The sequence below is a fragment of the Bordetella genomosp. 6 genome (assembly GCF_002119705.1).
Lineage (GTDB): Bacteria > Pseudomonadota > Gammaproteobacteria > Burkholderiales > Burkholderiaceae_B > Bordetella > Bordetella bronchiseptica_F.
In genome coordinates this window covers 3859363-3875824 of sequence record NZ_CP021107.1, presented here as the reverse complement: position 1 = coordinate 3875824, position 16462 = coordinate 3859363, and the positions used below count along the sequence as shown (strand labels likewise).

Annotated in this window: 15 protein-coding genes; 9 read left to right on the top strand and 6 right to left on the bottom strand. The window is 66.0% G+C overall.

Annotated elements, in window-relative coordinates; translation table 11 throughout:
• Positions 1 to 181 precede the first annotated feature (181 nt).
• A complete protein-coding gene (locus tag CAL11_RS18270) occupies positions 182 to 976 on the top strand; it encodes a hypothetical protein (protein WP_086093753.1) in 795 nt (264 codons plus the stop codon).
• 88 nt (positions 977 to 1064) lie between these two features.
• On the opposite strand, the gene CAL11_RS18265 is transcribed toward CAL11_RS18270, so the two are convergent.
• From CAL11_RS18265 to CAL11_RS18255, 3 genes are read right to left on the bottom strand one after another with little or no spacing between them, the layout of a single operon-like run.
• The gene (locus CAL11_RS18265) at positions 1065 to 2135 is read right to left on the bottom strand and encodes a hypothetical protein (RefSeq protein WP_086093752.1); all 1071 of its coding nucleotides are present in this window, start codon (positions 2133 to 2135) and stop codon (positions 1065 to 1067) included.
• Position 2136: 1 nt separating this feature from the next.
• Entirely contained in the window at positions 2137 to 3684 is a 1548-nt protein-coding gene (locus CAL11_RS18260; RefSeq protein WP_086093751.1) for a hypothetical protein, read from the bottom strand.
• 41 nt (positions 3685 to 3725) lie between these two features.
• On the bottom strand, positions 3726 to 4220 hold the full coding sequence (locus tag CAL11_RS18255) for an SMI1/KNR4 family protein (protein WP_033464669.1): 495 nt from the start codon (positions 4218 to 4220) through the stop codon (positions 3726 to 3728).
• 195 nt (positions 4221 to 4415) lie between these two features.
• Here CAL11_RS18255 and CAL11_RS18250 point away from each other — a divergent pair, with 195 nt between their 5' ends.
• Positions 4416 to 5495, top strand: coding sequence for a helix-turn-helix transcriptional regulator (locus CAL11_RS18250; RefSeq protein WP_086093750.1), 1080 nt, complete (start codon positions 4416 to 4418; stop codon positions 5493 to 5495).
• Here CAL11_RS18250 and CAL11_RS18245 read toward each other — a convergent pair.
• Complete coding sequence (locus CAL11_RS18245; protein ID WP_157668860.1) at positions 5459 to 6187, bottom strand: hypothetical protein; 729 nt, start codon at positions 6185 to 6187, stop codon at positions 5459 to 5461. The genes CAL11_RS18250 and CAL11_RS18245 overlap by 37 nt on opposite strands.
• Before the next feature lie 392 nt (positions 6188 to 6579).
• On the opposite strand from CAL11_RS18245, the gene CAL11_RS18240 reads away from it, so the two are divergent.
• The gene (locus tag CAL11_RS18240) at positions 6580 to 8076 is read left to right on the top strand and encodes a methyl-accepting chemotaxis protein (RefSeq protein ID WP_086093748.1); all 1497 of its coding nucleotides are present in this window, start codon (positions 6580 to 6582) and stop codon (positions 8074 to 8076) included.
• Between the two features lie 192 nt (positions 8077 to 8268).
• Here the strand turns inward: CAL11_RS18240 and CAL11_RS18235 are convergent, their stop codons facing one another.
• Positions 8269 to 9213 carry a LysR family transcriptional regulator gene (locus CAL11_RS18235; RefSeq protein ID WP_086093747.1) on the bottom strand — a complete coding sequence of 315 codons (945 nt, stop codon included), beginning with the start codon at positions 9211 to 9213 and terminating at the stop codon, positions 8269 to 8271.
• Between the two features lie 108 nt (positions 9214 to 9321).
• Here CAL11_RS18235 and CAL11_RS18230 point away from each other — a divergent pair, with 108 nt between their 5' ends.
• Together CAL11_RS18230 and CAL11_RS18225 are read left to right on the top strand one after the other, a co-directional pair.
• Positions 9322 to 9765 carry a cupin domain-containing protein gene (locus CAL11_RS18230; RefSeq protein ID WP_086093746.1) on the top strand — a complete coding sequence of 148 codons (444 nt, stop codon included), beginning with the start codon at positions 9322 to 9324 and terminating at the stop codon, positions 9763 to 9765.
• A complete protein-coding gene (locus tag CAL11_RS18225; protein WP_086093745.1) occupies positions 9762 to 10211 on the top strand; it encodes a carboxymuconolactone decarboxylase family protein in 450 nt (149 codons plus the stop codon). The genes CAL11_RS18230 and CAL11_RS18225 overlap by 4 nt, the downstream gene beginning before the upstream one ends.
• A 2-nt stretch (positions 10212 to 10213) precedes the next feature.
• On the opposite strand, the gene CAL11_RS18220 is transcribed toward CAL11_RS18225, so the two are convergent.
• Positions 10214 to 11641 (bottom strand): hypothetical protein, encoded by a 1428-nt coding sequence (locus CAL11_RS18220; protein ID WP_244172831.1) that lies wholly within the window; start codon positions 11639 to 11641, stop codon positions 10214 to 10216.
• Positions 11642 to 11751: 110 nt separating this feature from the next.
• Between CAL11_RS18220 and CAL11_RS18215 the strand changes: the two genes are divergently transcribed.
• From CAL11_RS18215 to CAL11_RS18200, 4 genes are all read left to right on the top strand, one after another.
• Positions 11752 to 12168, top strand: a complete 417-nt coding sequence (locus CAL11_RS18215; RefSeq protein WP_033464653.1) for a hypothetical protein — start codon at positions 11752 to 11754, stop codon at positions 12166 to 12168.
• Positions 12169 to 12343: 175 nt separating this feature from the next.
• Positions 12344 to 13321, top strand: a complete 978-nt coding sequence (locus CAL11_RS18210; RefSeq protein ID WP_086093743.1) for a Bug family tripartite tricarboxylate transporter substrate binding protein — start codon at positions 12344 to 12346, stop codon at positions 13319 to 13321.
• Position 13322: 1 nt separating this feature from the next.
• On the top strand, positions 13323 to 14984 hold the full coding sequence (locus CAL11_RS18205; protein ID WP_086093742.1) for a thiamine pyrophosphate-binding protein: 1662 nt from the start codon (positions 13323 to 13325) through the stop codon (positions 14982 to 14984).
• Between the two features lie 12 nt (positions 14985 to 14996).
• On the top strand, positions 14997 to 16427 hold the full coding sequence (locus tag CAL11_RS18200) for an aldehyde dehydrogenase family protein (RefSeq protein ID WP_033464645.1): 1431 nt from the start codon (positions 14997 to 14999) through the stop codon (positions 16425 to 16427).
• Positions 16428 to 16462 lie beyond the last annotated feature (35 nt).

The window sequence follows — 16462 nt, the reverse complement described above, 5'->3', positions numbered from 1 at the left end:
AACGGTCGAGACTGGTGTCCGCTTCCGGCCGAGAGCAGCCATCACCCCTAAAGGTGTCAGCCTTTCCGCTCCCAAACGGCACTCACAACACACCCTTCGAGCGAGACCCCCCTCTCCTTACCCATCCAAAGTGCCAAACCCAGCCGTAACCGCTATTCTGAACCTCCCTTCGGACAACGCCATGCTTCCTGAGCTGCCTCCTCTGCACAGCCAATTCCTGGAAAAAATCCACACCGCAGTCGCCACCGACCCGCGGCTGACCGCGCTGCTGGCCGCCGGCTCATATATCCACGGCGGCTTCGACGAGTATTCGGACCTGGATTTCGTCATCGTCTGCGATGATCGTAGCTACGACGAGGTCATGGCCTCACGGCTCGAGTTCGCGCAGCGGATGGGCGGGCTGCTGTCTGCCTTTACCGGCGAGCATGTGGGCGAGCCCAGGCTGTTGATCTGCCTGTACGGGCCGCAGCTGCTGCACGTGGACTTCAAGTTCGTGACCTTGGGGGACCTGGACCGGCTGGTGGAGCGCCCGGCCGTGCTGTTCGCGCGCGACGCCCAGGCGGTGGAGGCCCGGCTGGATGCGGCGGCGATAGCCTGGCCCGAGGCCACGCCCGATTGGTTCGAGCGCAGGGCCTGGATCTGGCTGCATTACGGTGCGAGCAAGCTGGCGCGTGGCGAGCTGTACGAGGCCATCGGGATTCTGGGGTTCTTTCGCGAGCAGGTGCTGGGGCCCATGCTGCATCGCCGGGCGGGGCGCCCGCAGCGCGGGGTCAGGCGGATCGAGGCGCTGGCGGGGGAGGCCGGCGCGCAACTGGCGGTCACGGCGCCTGGGCCAGACATGGATTCGGTGCGCGCGGCGTTGTTGGCTGCGATCGCGCTCTATGTCGAATTGCGGGCGGACGAGCCGCCGTCCGAGGCGGTGGGCGGGATGCCGGAGGCGCTGCTTGATTATGTGGCGGGGCACGTAACCATTTGATGATTGCGCTGATGCAGCGACGGCTGAGGTTGGCGAGGGCCGGCCTGGGCCGAAACGATCTTTGGATCGTGCCGGCCGCCGCGCATTGTCAGTGCGTCAAGGTCGTCACCGGGCGGATCACCTGCAAGACTTGCCAGGCCAGCGTCGCAAACGCGATGGCGATTGCCGTGGTCGTGGCGATTATCTGGGTGCGGCGGCCGCTCTTGAGCGCCTGCTGCAGTTGCGACACCTCGGCCTGGGCATGCGTGAGGCCGTCCGCGGTGGCGCGCAGGTCGGCACTCATCTGCGTCAGGGTGCTTGAGAATGCGTCGCGCTGGGTTTGCTGTGCGAGTTCGAGTTGCTGGTTGGCTGTATCGAGTTTGCGTGCCAGATCCTGCGTGACGGAACCCAGTTTCAGCTCCAGCGCGTTTGTTGCAGCCGCCAGTTTGAGCGCCACATTCGAGTCCTGCGCTTCGATCTTGCCGTCGAACGCCTGGATGTTCGCCTGAAGGGTCCGCTCCAGGCCGGCATTGAGTTCTTCCAGCCGCTCGAGGCACACAGTGTTCGAATCCTGTACGTAGCGTTCCAAACTTTGGGTCAACTCCTGGTTGGCCGCATCAATCCTTTTTTCCGCTTCGGTTACCAGGGCCACGCACCCCACCAGCTTTTGAGCCTGCTCCTGGCTGATACCCTTGGCTTCCATCAGCCCCTTGTTGGCGGCATTGATTTCCTGCTGCTGGCGTTCCAACGCTTTTTGCTGGTCAAGGATCTGGTTGTTCTGCTCCTGCAGCGTGCTGGCCTGTTGCTGCAACTGGTCCTGCTGCTGCAGCAGGATGCCTTGCTGATCGTGCAAGACCTTGGAAATGGCGGTATTGACGATCAGCAGCTGCGAGGTTTTCTCCGTCAGCGTGCCGATGGATCGGTTAAGGTCGATCTGTGCATCCTGCACCGCATCATTACGGTCGTTCCACCAGTTGGTGATCGCGTTGCCGTTTTTCTGCTCGCTACGCGCCCGTTCCAGCTGCTTGGTGGACGCCTTTACCGACGACTGGGCGGCGGTCATGTCCTTGAGCAATTCCTTGATATTGCTTTCACGGATGACTTGATCCGGCACGACCGCCAAGGAAAAGGCTTCGACGATTTGCAGTTCCTGCTTGCTGGCGCTCTGGCTGCGTCCCACTTCAGAGTTTCTCCAAAAAAGATTCTATGTCCCGCTGGCTGGATTCGATGTACTCGATCATCGCCACACTGTTGGCGACGTGATCGCGGGTATCCTGGATGGTGCTTTCAAGACTGACCAAGGTGGCGCCGGCCGCCACCCCCGAGGCGCCTAGCGTTCGTCCGATACCCTGGTATCGGGCAACGGATTCGCTGTACCGGCTGACGTTGCCCAACGACGTTTCGGACAGCTGGACCAGGCCATGCACGAACTCGTCGCTGCGTTTTGCGTTGGATACCAGTTCGTCCATCAGCTGTTCGTTGTAGCGGGCACGGTCGAAGAGGCTGTCGATCTGATAGGCCACGAACGCTGACAACAGGCCGGCCAGCGTGCCGACCAAGACCGATGACAATATTTCGGCGACGGGCAGCAGAAATGGCAGGGTGGCGATAAAGGCGGTCACCGTTTCCTGAAGCAGAATACCTACCGACGACACCACTACCGCGGAGAGCACCTTCAGGCCTGCTTGCAGCGCTTCATCGGCGCTCATGTCCTTGGGCGGAAACATGATCAGCTTGAAGGCTTTCACGAGTCCGATCAGCCCCTCGCGGATCACCGTCACGAAACGCTTGGCCGTGGACAGAAAGCCGTTGATCATGAAAGTAAGCAGATTGCTCATGAAACCGCTGATGCCCCCTTCGAACATCTGGGCGGTCGCGTCGGGGATCTTCTTCACGACACTTTCAACCACGCGCGCCAGGCGCTGGCGTATGTCGTCGAACAGAGTCTTGCCCTGTTCGACGCCATGCTTGATCAATACTTTGATTTCATTGAACAGGCCGTTGACCAGTTCGGTCAGCAGCACCCCCAACGCCTGCCGCAAACCCATTTGCGCGGCTTGGGATGCACCCGTCGAGAGAAGTTCTCCCGCCTGCTTGGCCATGATGGCGCGGTCGGCGGTTTTTTCCAGATGCTGCTCCGAACGCTTCTTGGCGGCGCGCAATCGATCGAGGTCCATGCCCAGGCGTTCTGCATTGGTCTGGCCGTCCACCACTTCGTTGGCGAACTCGAGCAAGTCCTTCGCTCTTTTGGGATTGTTGATCTCCCGGTGGGTCGGCTCCAGGTTTTCACGACTATTGGCAACCTCGGACAGCCGGTCGAAACCGTTACCGGTATTGAAAGCCAGGTGATTTTTCTTGGTGTTGACGATTTTCTTGAGCGGCGTGACATGATCGACCTCCAGCTTCGTGGGGTCGACCGCCTTGCCCGTGTAGCCGTCCACGCCCGGGGCCTTGAGTTTGTCTTTGTCCGTTTTCTTGATGTCTTTTATTTTGTCGCGGTCATACTTTTCCCGGGATGCGGCGTAAGCGCCCTGGTCTTTTTCGGCAACGTAATCCGCGCTCGCGTTCTCGAAGTTGTGCACGGTGGTGACATTGCCCCCATCGCGGTCCTGGAACATGGCCGGAGATAAACCGAAAGGGCCGATGATCTGGGCGACGACCTGTTGCTGGCAGTCGGCAAACAGTTTTTGCAGGCGCTGCGCCTTCTGTTGGGAAATGCTTTGCTCCATACCGTTATCCTTGTTGATTCGAAACCGCCGGCGGGCGGCGTTCAGAAGAAACCGCGCGACCAGGCCGAGAAATTTCGCCCCTTGATCTTGCGCGCGCCATCGTCATGCCACACGCTGATGACCTGGCCCACCGAGCCGCCTTCGGCTGGCGCAAGATCCAGGCAGAGGTAGTCTCCCGAGCCATTGGCGGCGAAGGGGATCCACTTCGTGTTCCACCAGTTGGCGTGCACACCGGCGGCGGGCTCGGCATCGCCATCGCGCAAGCTGCTGCTTTCGGACTGCTTTTTCCAGAATGCCCAGGCGTCCAGGATTCGGTCGCTGGAGAGGAACTCGTAGTCGCCAAACAGCGAGTCTGCATGGCCTTTCTGGCCGTCGTGGCCACGTAGAAAGTCGAGGAAATCTTCAGGCAGATCGACGCCGAGCTGCTGTTGCAGAGAGCGCAAAGTCTCTTCGGTGGCGGGTGGGTTGAGGTCCGCCAGTAGTGCTGGCGCGTTGCCCCGTAAGTACGCTTCGAATGCGGCCCATTGAGCGGTCATTGCACGGTTCTTTGATTCGGTCCCGTGGTGCCCAAGCCATGTGCCTTCAATTCATGAAGCCGCTGGCGGCACCCGAGATCATGGAGGTTCAGGACGCGGCGCCACGCGTAACGGCGCTGCAATATTTGCACACAGATATAATCAAAAGAGGCTATATTAAACTAAATATTTCAGAATTTTCCAGTATTTCGCTGCATGCCGAGCCGTTTACGCGTCGACCCCAAACTGGGCCCGTTGCATTGGGACATCCTCGATATCCTTCAGCGCGCAGATGAATGGATTTCTTCCCGGGTTCTGCATGCGAAGTTGCGACCTGGGTACGGTCATTCGGATGCCGCGGCCAAGACCATCCAGCGAGCCCTCCGTCGTCTGCTCGATGCGGGTTTTATCGAAGGTAGAGGCCGGGGCAGCGCGCGCTCGTGGCGCAAGTTTCCTGACCGCAGTCCGAACAAGACCGATGTGCCGAGCGTCGAACTGGCCGTGGCGCTGTTGCAGCTGGAGCAGTTCGCCGCGAATCAGCTGCCGCCGGATTCGCTGAAAATCCTGCGCGACCATTGCGACCGCAGCCGCGAATTGCTCCATAGTCATCCCACTTATCCGCGCTATCTTCAGGGCCGGGCCTGGTTGGGCAAGGCGGCGGTGATCGATTCGGGCTATCCGCTGATTCCGCCGCCACAAGATGACGCCATCATGCGCACGATTCTGGACTGCCTGTATCGCGGCCTGCAGTTGTCCCTGCATTATCGGAATGCCGCGGTCGAGACGGCGCAGGCGGCAGCATACGAGGTAACCCCGCTGGCCTTCGTCGAGCGCGGCAGCGTCCTGTACCTGGTATCTTGCCGCCGCTCCCGCCGCACAGGCCGACACACTCGCTACGTGCAGCGCCTGGACCGCATTGTCGAAGCGGAAGTCACGCGGAATCCGGCGGATCCGGATCCGGACTTCGAGCTTGAGCGCTTCCTGCGAGAGGAGCACACGCTGCTTTTTTTTCCGGAACATCTTCAGCGCATCACCTTGAAGGTGCGCGAACGAGGGTTTCGCAGCCGCCTGCGCGAGTATCGGTTGTCGGAAGACCAGGTTATCCGGGAGCTGGAGAACGGTTTTGAATTGACCGCCACGGTCCGGCCGTCGCTGACCTTCAAGCAGTTCCTGCTGGGATTGGCGCCAGACGCGATTTTGATCGCGCCGCCGGCGCTACGCGACGAGTTGCGCGAAATCTTGGCGGCGGGTGCCATGGCCTATTCTCGCGGCGAGTTTCCGGCCGAAACCGTCTGACCGCCATGCCATTCGAAACCGACCAGCCCGTCGACGCGTGCCACGCCATCGAGCGTCATCGGAGTGGCCGCCGCGTGCGCGAGGGCATGGATACCCGCTTCGACCAGTGTCCGGTCAAACACGCTGCGCGCGACGCCGGCGACGCACAATGCGACAGGCGGCACGATGGACCCCAGTCCGCGCAGCATTCCGGCGAAATCGGCGTCGCCCAGTTGTGCGATCGTGACAGCAAGCAGGTCGGAGCGGACCAACTCGCGTACGGCGGTCCAATCTTGCATCGCCCGATAGCCATGTTCCGGCTTCCACTCCAGGGCGGCCAGGGCCCTGGCAAGACTGGCAAGTTTGACTTCCCATGCGTCGACGGTCGAAGCCACCCACACTCCTTGCCGCAACGAGGGCAGGCGGCTGACGCGGCCGCGGCATACGGCGATGGCCGGATCGCCGTGCTGCCGCGCCGCACGCATGGCTTCGACAGGCCCCAGCGCGTTCCAACTGGCTTGGCCGTGCCCGCCGACCAGTGCCTCGACATCGACAAGCATCAGCGTCAAAGCTCCCGGCATTGCCGCATTGCCCGTATGCCAATGGAGGCTGGATGTGCTGCGATTCAATTGCTCGGCGATCGCCTCGATTTCCGCAGCGGGCACGCCCCAGCCTTCCAGATGGATAGCGGCATTCGGTTTGACGGACAACATCGGCATCTCCTTCGGATTGGCTAAAAAAGCCAGTCTGAAGTCCGCTCTGGACAGTTGCTGTCCAGAATCAATAACGCTTCTGGCCGCGGGCCGCGCATCCTGCAGCGGGTGTGTGATCCGACAGCTGTTCAATTCCAGGCGCCGTGGATGCGCCGCCGTCCGAGGTGGAGGGCGGAATGCCGCAGGCGTTGCAGGGCTACGTGAGCAGGCATGTCGGCGATTGATGGGGACTGGCCGGGACCGCAACGGTCCTGAAATCGTTCGGAGGGTCGCGGGAAGGTTGGTGGGGCGGAAAGGCGTCAAGTTTGGAATAAATATTCACAATTCGTTATTTATGTTGCAGAATCGGGTTTGCGTGGACCCGCCCGCCTCCTCTGCCGAAGGACCTGTCAATGCGCACTGCAAGCCGTTTGCTGGAAGACTCGTATCGCCGGGCCGACCGGGCGATGTTGCCGTTGCTCTGGGTGCTGGTCATCGTCGGCCTTTGCATGGCGCCGCAGTACGGCCGATGGACGGCCGCTGTCACGGTAGGCGTACTGGCGGCTGGGCTTCCCACGCTGTTGATCCTCTGGCGTCCCGGCAAGCTGACGACCCGCCTGGCCGTCGCCTGTGGACTGATGGTGTTGGCGGGGCTGCACATCCACCTCATGTCGGGCATGACCGAAATCCACTTCGGCATCTTCGTACTGCTTTCGCTGCTTCTGGCATATCGGGACTGGCGGACCATTCTGTGCGCGGCCGTGGTGACGGCGGTGCATCACCTGTCGTTCAATTTTCTCCAGCAATGGGGATATGGCGCGATCTGTTTCACCGAGCCCAGCCTGGGGATGGTGCTTTTGCATGCCGCCTATGTCGTGGTGCAGGCCGCGGCGCTGGGGTGGCTGGCCTGGCGGATGGAGCGCGCCGCCGTGGCCGCCGAAGAGCTGGCCCGGCTTAGCGCACGGATCGGCCGCGAGCCCGGGGTCTTCGACCTGCGATTCGGCGGCTCGGACATGGAGAGCGGGCTTGGCCGCGCGTTCAAGGCCACCATGGACGCGGTGCATCGGACCATGAGCGAAGTTCGGGAGACCGCGACGTCGCTGTCGGCGGCCTCGCGCGAAATGATGCGGGGCAACCTGGATCTGGAAGAGCGCTCGCGCGCACAGGCCGAGTCGCTGGCGCGGACTGTCGCGTCGATGCGCGACCTGGCCGCCAATGTCCATGCCAATGCGGCGCATGCCCTGCAGGCCGGGCAACTGACCGACCAGGCCCGCCAGAGCGTCGGCACGGGCAGCGCGGCAGTCGCTGGCGTCGCGACCGTGATGGGAGAGATCCAGCACGAAGCGCAGAAAATCTCGGAAATCATCGGCGTGATCGACAGCATCGCGTTTCAGACCAACATCCTGGCCCTGAACGCGGCGGTGGAGGCGGCCCGCGCGGGCGAAAGCGGCAAGGGCTTTGCGGTGGTGGCCTTCGAAGTGCGCGCGCTGGCCGAACGCAGTGCCGGCGCGGCGCGCGAGATCCGCGGCCTGATCGAGGGCTCGCTGGAGAAGACCAGCAAGGGATTCCGTCAGGCCGACGACGCCGCGGGCATGATCCGTGAAGTGGTTGCCAGCATTGACGAGGTCGCCGGCGTGGTCGGCCAGATCGGCGATGCGGGCCGTGCCCAAGGCACGGACATCGAAGAGGTGAACCGGGTCGTGGCCAGGATGGACGAACTGACCCGGCAAACCGCCGAGCTGGTCGCGCAGGCCGCCAGCGCCTCGACGGCCTTGCAAGGCCAGGCGGCCCAATTGCTGCAGGCGGTTGGCGTGTTCCGCTTGCAGGATCGCCGGCCGTCCGATGAACCGGTGGCGTCGACAGGGGTTGAGTCGTTTCGGCTTGCCACGCCGGCGTTGGCTGCTTCCTGAGCAGCGCGCGGGCAGAGGTCCTGGCCCACCGGCCCAAGTGGCCGCTTATGGCTGCATGCGGGGCATTCGTGGGCGCTGGTTTGCGGCGCTGAGCAGCCAACGGATCAATGCCATAGGCCTGTCATTCCACGGGCAAGAATCTTTCGATTCTCCGTCATCGCCTGTCTTGCGGATGCGCTGGTCCGTGCCCTCTCACGACGCAATCCGGTCACTCGCTGATCCCCCATCGCTCCACAACCCATCCTCCTCGAACAACGCCGCCACCCACTGGACGAAAACCTGCACGCGCGCCGACAGCTGGTGGGTCTGGGGGTAGACGACGGACATGGGCATGCTGGTCAGGGTCCAGTCGGGCAGGATTTCGCGCAGGGCGCCGGCTTCGAGCAGGGGGCGGGCCTCGGCGCGCGGCAGGGCGGCGATGCCCAGGCCGGCGGCGGCGCCGGCGGTGACGGCGTTGCCGTTGTTGAAGTAGAGGTGCGGCGGGTGGTCCAGCGGGTGGCTGTCGCGCTGTTTGCGTAGCGTGGCGACGAACCGTTTGCCGGTGCCGGGAAACCGGAAGCCCAGGTGCCGGTGCTGGGCGAGCTGGGCGGGGTGGGTGATGGGCGGATGCGCGTCCAGGTAGGCGGGGGCGGCGCACAGGCAGAAGCGCATCTGGCCGACGCGGCGCGCGATGAGGTCCTGGTCGGCGATGTCGCCGCCGCGGATGGCGCAGTCGATCCCTTCCTGCACCAGGCCGACGACGCGTTCGCTGCAGCCGATGTCCAGCCGGATGTGTGGGTACCGGTCGGTGAAGCCCTGCAGGGCGGGGATGACGAGGTGGATGCCGACGGGGGTGGGCATTTCGATGGCGACGCGGCCTTTGACGACGGCGCGGCTCAGCGAGACCGAGGCTTCCAGGTCGTCGATGTCCTCGATGACTTTGCGGGCGCGCTGGTAGTAGGCCAGGCCTTCGTTGGTGGGGTGGACTTTGCGCGTGCTGCGGTGAAGCAGCCTGATGTCGAGCAGGCGCTCCAGCGCCTGTATCTGCCCGGACAGGGTGGTGCTGGCCACGCCGAGGGCGTCCGCGGCGCGGGTGAAGCTGCCGAGTTCGACGATGCGGCAGAAGGCGCGCATTGCCTCGATGCGATCCAGGGCCATTTATGCGAGTACTCGTTTAAATAAACCGAGTATAGGGCGTTTATCCGGGAAAAATAATCAAATAAAGTGGTCGCCATGCCCTCTATTTTGGGCGGTAAGGAGCAAGCGATGCGTATTTCAATCAACCGCGGCCTGGCGGCCGCGCTGTGCGCCGCGGCGCTGTCGCCGGCGGCTCCGGCCGCCTGGGCCCATGGGGGCGGGGAGCGGGTGGCGGTGAATTTCGAGGAAGCCATTCCGAATATCCCCGGCAAGTCGCTGGTCGCCGTCGAGGTGGCGTATGCGCCGGGGGCGGCGTCGGCGCCGCATCTGCATGCGAAGTCGGCGTTCATCTACGCGTATGTGGTGTCGGGGGCGATCGAGTCCAAGGTCAACGATGGGCCGGCGCGGGTCTATCGGGCCGGCCAGAGCTGGTCCGAGCCGCCGGGCGCGTCGCATTCGATCAGCCGCAATGCGAGCAAGACGGAGCCGGCCAGGCTGCTGGCGGTGTTTGTGGTGGACAGCGCGGACAAGGCGCTGACCGTTCCTGTTGCCGATCAAGGAGTGAAGCCATGACGATGCGTATCGATTACAACCAGGCCGCGCCCGGGGCCGCGGCGGCCCTGGCCGGGGTGTATGGCTATGTGATGAAGAGCGGGCTGGCGCCCGCGCTGGTGGAGCTGGTTTATCTGCGGGTGTCGCAAATCAATAATTGCGCGTTCTGCCTGGATATGCACACGCGCGATTTGCTGAAGCAGGGCGTGGCGGTCGAGAAGCTGGCCTTGCTGCAGGCGTGGCGCGAGGCGGGCGGGCTTTTCGATGTGCGCGAGCGGGCGGCGCTGGCGTGGGCCGAGTCGGTGACGCTGGTGGCGCAGACCGGCGTTCCGGACCAGGACTACCAGGATGCGCGCTCGGTTTTCGGCGAGAAGGAGCTGGTGGACCTGACGGTGGCGATCGGTTTGATGAATGCCTACAACCGGATGGCGATCGGTTTTCGGAGTACGCCCAAGGCCGCCACGTAGGCTCACGGGGCCAGTTGGTAGCCCGAGATGGTCTTGCCGTCATCCTCGGGCCAGAACAGGACGTTCCGGGCGCCGTCCATGCCCAGCAGGTCGTCGGGCGAGCGCTGCGGCAGCCGCTGCCACGACAGGCCGCCGTCGGCGGTCCAGAATTGGGCGGTGGCCGATATGCTGGCTGGCGCGTCGCCCCAGGGGTAGAGCAGGCGCGGCACGGTGTGGTCGGCCCACAGGGAGACGACCTGGGCCCGGTTGGAGACGCGCAGGGCGGTGACGCTCTGGTAGGCGGGCAGGCCCAGGGGAAAGACGCGCGGCAGGGGGCGTTCGTCGGTCCACTCCAGGGTGGCGGGGTCGAGCCGGGCCAGGGTGGCGTTGCCGCCGGTGCGGGTCAGCACCGCATGGATGGCGCCGTTGGGGGCCTGGGCGATCTGAGCGATGCGTACGCCGCGCTGGCGCGTGATGCCGGCGATGCGCCAGTCCTGGCCCTGGCGCTGCAGCAGCACCTGGGTGGTGAGGTAGGCGATGGCGCGGCCCTGCGCCGATTGATAGCCGATCCAGTGGGTGTACCAGCCCAGCGCGCGGTCGGGATCCAGCACGGCGAGGTGGCTTTGGTCGCTGTCGTAGCCGGGGTCGAACAGTCTTGCGTTGTGCAGCGCGGGCCCGAAGTCGGCAGGCGCGGGAAACAGCGAGGTTTCGCTGTACACCTGGGTGGCGGTGCGCCCCTGGTCTTCGGAGTAGTACCAGCCGGTGGGAAAGCCCGCCGGGGTCTTGCGGCGGTCGTCTTCGCGCATGTCCTGGATGTCGTGCACGCTCCAGGCGCGCCGGGCGTCGATCCAGTGGATGTCCTGGTGCGAGGCGACCAGGGCGGCCTGGGCGAACAGGCCCTGTTCCTGCCATTGCCAGCTGGCTCCGCCGTCGTCGGAGCGAAACACCAGGGTCTGCTGCACGCCCGGCTGCGTGCCGTGCTGCGCGCGCAGCGCGGCGCTGTCGAGGGTGCTGAGCAGGAACAGGCTGGCGCCGTCCGGCGTGGCGGCCAGGCAGGCGGAGTCGGTGACGGCGGCGGCGATGCGGAAGCTGCCGTCGGCGTCCAGGCGCCACAGCGCGCTGTAGTCGCGGGCGCGGATGTCGCGTTCGGGCGGCTGCCGCGCGACGCCCTGGGCGCTCAGCCAGTTGGCCTGGGGGCCGGCGTTCTGCCTGGCGATGAAGCCGGGGGTGTCGCGCCCCAGCATCCAGGTGTGCGCGCCGGCGCGCGTGATGCCGGTGCAGTACGGCGTGACGGCGGCGGCGGTGCCGTCGGGGGCCTGGCCGACCGTTTCGACGGGCGGCGTGGCGAAGGTCCAGGCCTGCTCGGCCCACAGTATGGCGCCGGCGTAGCCCGCCAGGGCGAGGACAAGGACGGCGGCGGCGATGCGGACGACGGTTCTGCTGCGGGGCATGGGCATGGCGGCGAGGGGGCTGAGTGCATGACTTTACCCTGTCCGGGCGCCTGCTTCGGGCGCGCGCGGCGGCGCGCCTTACACTGGCGCGAAAACCACAAGGAGAGCGCATGGCGCAACCAACCTCGACCAAATCTCGCGCCGCGCCCGGCGGGCGCCGTTTCTGGTTCGTTTCGCTGGCGGGCATCGTGCTGGCCAGCGGCTACGACATCCTGCAGGCGTCGCAGGGCAGCGGGGCGGCGGCGCAACGGCTGGTGGTGCCCGTGCTGTTGCTGCTGTGGCTGTACCGCGGCAGCGATTGGGCGCGCTGGATCCTGATGGTGATGCTGCTGGGTTTCGGGGTGCTCAATATGTACCTGGGCACGGGCCTGCTGCGCTATGGCGTGGAGAGCTGGCTGCACATTTACGTGTTCAGCGCCTTCATGGTGGCGACGGGCCTGTACCTGGCGCTGGCCCGCAAGGATTTTGCCCGCTACCGCAGCCATGTCGCGGCGCGCCGGGCGCGGCGCGCCGCGAGCCAGGGCTAGGCCGTCGCCGGGCGCTACGTTCGTGCCGCTTCAACTCAGCTTTTCAATAATACCAACGCTCGCCGACGGGGGCTGACCTACACTTTCTTCCGGGATTCTGAGGCCTTTTGCAAGCGGTTCGGCGCGGCGGAAAACAACAGAATTGGTTCGACCAATCCATCTTCGGAGGAAAGACATGCTGGGTAACAAGCGGTGGACGCGCGCGCTGTGCGGTTTGGGTATGGTGTTCTCGATGACGGCGCACGGCGCCAGCGATTTTCCGTCGCAATCGGTGCGGCTGATCGTGCCGTTTCCGCCCGGCGGTTCGGTCGATATCGTGGCCCGCACCTACGCGCAGGAACTGCAGGGCATCCTGGGCCAGACGGTGGTGGTGGAAAACCGCGCCGGGGCCAACGGCATCATCGGCGCCAACGCGGTGGCCAACGCCAAGCCCGACGGCTACACGCTGCTGCTGGCTTCGAGCGGCACTTTCACGATTTCGCCGGCGCTGCAGAAGGTGCCTTTCGATCCGTTCGGCAGCTTCGACTACCTGGGGCTGGTGGTCAATTACGCGAACGTGCTGCTGGTGAACACCGAGTCCAAGTACCAGAGCCTGGGCGACCTGATCGCGCAGGCGCGCAGCCAGCCCGGGGCCGTGACTTTCGGCTCCTCCGGCGCCGGCGGCTCGAACCACCTGGGCGGCGAGCTGCTGGCCTACCAGGCCAAAGTGAAGATGCTGCACGTGCCGTACAAGGGCAACGCGCCCGCGATGACCGACCTGCAGGGCGGCCGCATCGATTTCATGTTCGACATCACCACCACGGCCAAGGGCCACATCGAGGGCGGCAAGGTGCGGCCGCTGGCGATTACCTCGGCGCAGCGCAATCCCGCCTTCCCCAGCGTGCCGACCACCGCCGAGGCCGGCGTGGCGGGCGTGGAGTTCGAGGGCTGGTTCGGCCTGATGGCGCCGGCCGGCCTGCCGCAGGACGTGGCGCAGAAGCTGGTGAGCGCCAACCAGAAGATCGTGGGCGGCGCGGCCTTTGGCCAGAAGCTCAGGGACTGGGGCTACAGCGTGCCGTCGACCGACCCGCAGGTGATGCGCGAGCGCGTCAAGGCCGACCTGGACAGCGTGACCGCCCTGGTCAAGAACGCGGACATCAAGGCGAACGACTGATATGAAGTACACAGTGGGAGCCTTGCTGGCCGATTGCCTGGCCGCCAACGGCGTGGATACGGTTTTCGGCATCGTGTCGGTGCACAACATGGCCATCATGGACGCGATCGCGGCGCGCCCGGCCCTGCGCATGGTGATGACGCGCGGGGAGACCGGCGCGGCGCACATGGCCGACGGCCATGCGCGGGCGCGGCAAGGCCTGGGCGTGGTGGTCACCAGCACCGGCCCGGGCGCGACCAACGCCGTGCCGGGGCTGGCCGAGGCGCAATTCGCCGGTACGCCCGTGCTGCACATCACCGGGCAGACGGCCACGCCCTACCTGGGCAGCGGGCGCGGCACGGTGCACGACATGCCGAGCCAGCAGGACATGCTGCGTTCGGTCGGCAAGGCGGTGCTGCGGGTGACCGACGCCGACGGCGCGCTGGCCGTCATCCAGGAGGCGATCCGCGTGTGTCTGCAGGCGCCCGCCGGGCCGGTCAGCCTGGAGATCCCGGTCGACCTGCAAGGGCGCGAGGTCGCCATGCCGGACCCCGCGTCCCTGAAGGTCGCGCCCGCCGCCGCGCCGCCGGCCGAGCCGGCCGCCATCGCCGAGCTGGTGCGCCGGGTCAAGGCGGCGCGCCGGCCCATGCTGTGGGTGGGCGCGGGCGCCAAGGGCGCGGCCCGCCAGCTGGCCGCCCTGGTCGACCTGGGTTTCGGGATGGTGTCGAGCTGGTCGGGACGCGGCGTCGTGGACGACCATCATCCGCGCAACCTGGGCGCCTTGAACGGCGCCGGCGCGCCCGCCGTGCTGGATCTGTACCGGTCGGCCGACCTCATGCTGGTGGTGGGCTCCAGGCTGCGCGGCCAGGAAACCGATAACCAGGCGGTGCCGCTGCCCACGCCGCTGGTCCGCGTCGATATCGACGCGGCGCGCGACAACCTGGGCTACGCCAACGCGCTGTTCGTGCAGGGCGATTGCGCCGAGGTGCTGGACCGGCTGCTGGCCGGCCTGGCCGATGGGCTGGACATCGATCCGGGGTTCGACGCCGACGTGCGCGCCGCCAGGCAGGCGGCCATCGACGACTACCTCGGCCGCCTGGGCCCGTACCGGGATTTTCCCGCCATGCTGCGCCGGGTGCTGCCCGATGACGCGCTGTGGGTGCGCGACATCACCAAGAGCAACAGCACCTGGGGCCATCGCCTGTTCCCCTTGCGCAAGGCGCACCAGAACATCTATCCGGTCAGCGCCGGCATCGGCCAGGGCCTGCAGCTGGGCATCGGCGCGGCGCTGGCCAACCCGGGGCGCAAGACGGCGGTGCTGACCGGCGACGGCGGCTTCTACTTCAACATGACCGAGCTGTGGACCGCCGTGCAGGAGCGGCTCGACATGCTCGTCATCGTCATGAACGACCAGGGGTACGGCGCGATCCGCGGCATCCAGGACGTCGTCTGCGACGGCCGCCACCGCTACGACGCGCTGGGCGGGCCGGCCTTCGCCAGCATCGCGCAGCTGGCCGGCGCGAAGTTCTGGAAGGTCGAGGCGGCGCGGGACTTCGAGCGCATCGCCGCCGAGGCCTACGCCAGCCCCGGCCTGTGCGTGGTCGAGGTGGACATGGTCGCCATCGGCGCCTTGCCCATGTATTACCCGTATATCAAGGCCGGCACGCCGCGGCAGGACAAGTAGGAAGCAATCGAGATGTCGACGCAGCAATACCGCAGTTTCGTGGCGGGCCAGTGGCAGGATGGCGGCGAGCCCGTCGCGCTGTACAACCCGTCGGACCTCCAGGAAGAGGTCGGGGTCTACATGCATGCCCCGGTGGAGGTGGTCAACCAGGCCGTGCGCGCGGCCGAGGCGGCGCTTGACGCCTGGCGCGGCCTGCACGCGATGGCGCGCAGCCGCCTGCTGGACGGCATCGCCGACGGCCTGGTGCGGCGGCGCGACGAGCTGGCCATGGCGATTGCGCGCGAACAGGGCAAGCCCCTGCGCGACGCGCTGGCCGAGGCGACGCGCGCCGCCGATATCTTTCGCTATTTCGCCAGCGAGGCGATCCGGCAAAAGGGCTATACCTATGCGTCGATCCGCCCCGGCGTGCGGGTCGAGGTGCAGCGCAATCCCGTGGGCGTGGTGGCGCTGGTCACGCCGTGGAACTTCCCGGTGGTCATCCCGGCCTGGAAGGCGGCCGCGGCGCTGGCCTACGGCAATACCGTGGTGATGAAGCCGTCGGAGATCGCGCCGTGCGGCGCCTGGATCCTGGCCGACGTGATGCGCGAGGCCGGCCTGCCCGCGGGCGTGTTCAACCTGGTGCTGGGCGCGGGCCAGGCGGGGGCCGCGCTGGTGGCGCACGAGGCGGTCGCGGCCGTCAGCTTCACCGGCTCGGTGGCCACGGGCAAGCGCATCGCCGCCGCCGCCGCGGGCAAGCGCATCCAGCTCGAGATGGGCGGCAAGAACCCGCTCATCGTGCTCGATGACGCCGACCTCGATACCGCCGTGGCCTGCGCCATCGACGGGGCCTTTCTGTACGCGGGGCAGCGCTGCACCGCATCGAGCCGCATCATCGTCACCGAGGGCATCCAGGCCGCCTTCGTCGAGCGTCTGCTGGCGCGGACCGCCAGCCTGGCCGTGGGCCACGCGCTGGACGAGGCCACCGTCATCGGCCCGGTGGTCAACGCCGAGCAGTTCGAGAAAAACCGCCGCTATGCCGAGCTGGCGCGCCAGGAGGGCGGCACGGTGGCCGGCGGCCGGGCCCTGTCGCGCCCGACCCGGGGCCATTACTTCGAGCCGTGCCTGGTCACCGGGCTGGACAACAGCGCCACCGTGTGCCGCGAGGAAGTGTTCGGCCCGTTTGCCTGCGTGCTGACGGCGCGCGACTACGAGCATGCGCTGGCCATCGCCAACGACACGCCGTTCGGCCTGTCCAGCGGCCTGTGCACCACGAACATGAAGTACGCCCAGCACTTCAAGGCGCACACCAAGAGCGGCCTGGCCTCGATCAATACCTCGACCTCCGGGGTGGATTTCCACGTGCCATTCGGCGGCAACGGCGCATCGAGCTACGGCCCGCGCGAACAGGGCGAGTTCGCCATCGAGTTCTTCACCACGCTGAGAACGGTGTACATCGGCGACTGAGCGCCGCACCGGCTTTCGAATCAAACAAGTCTGGA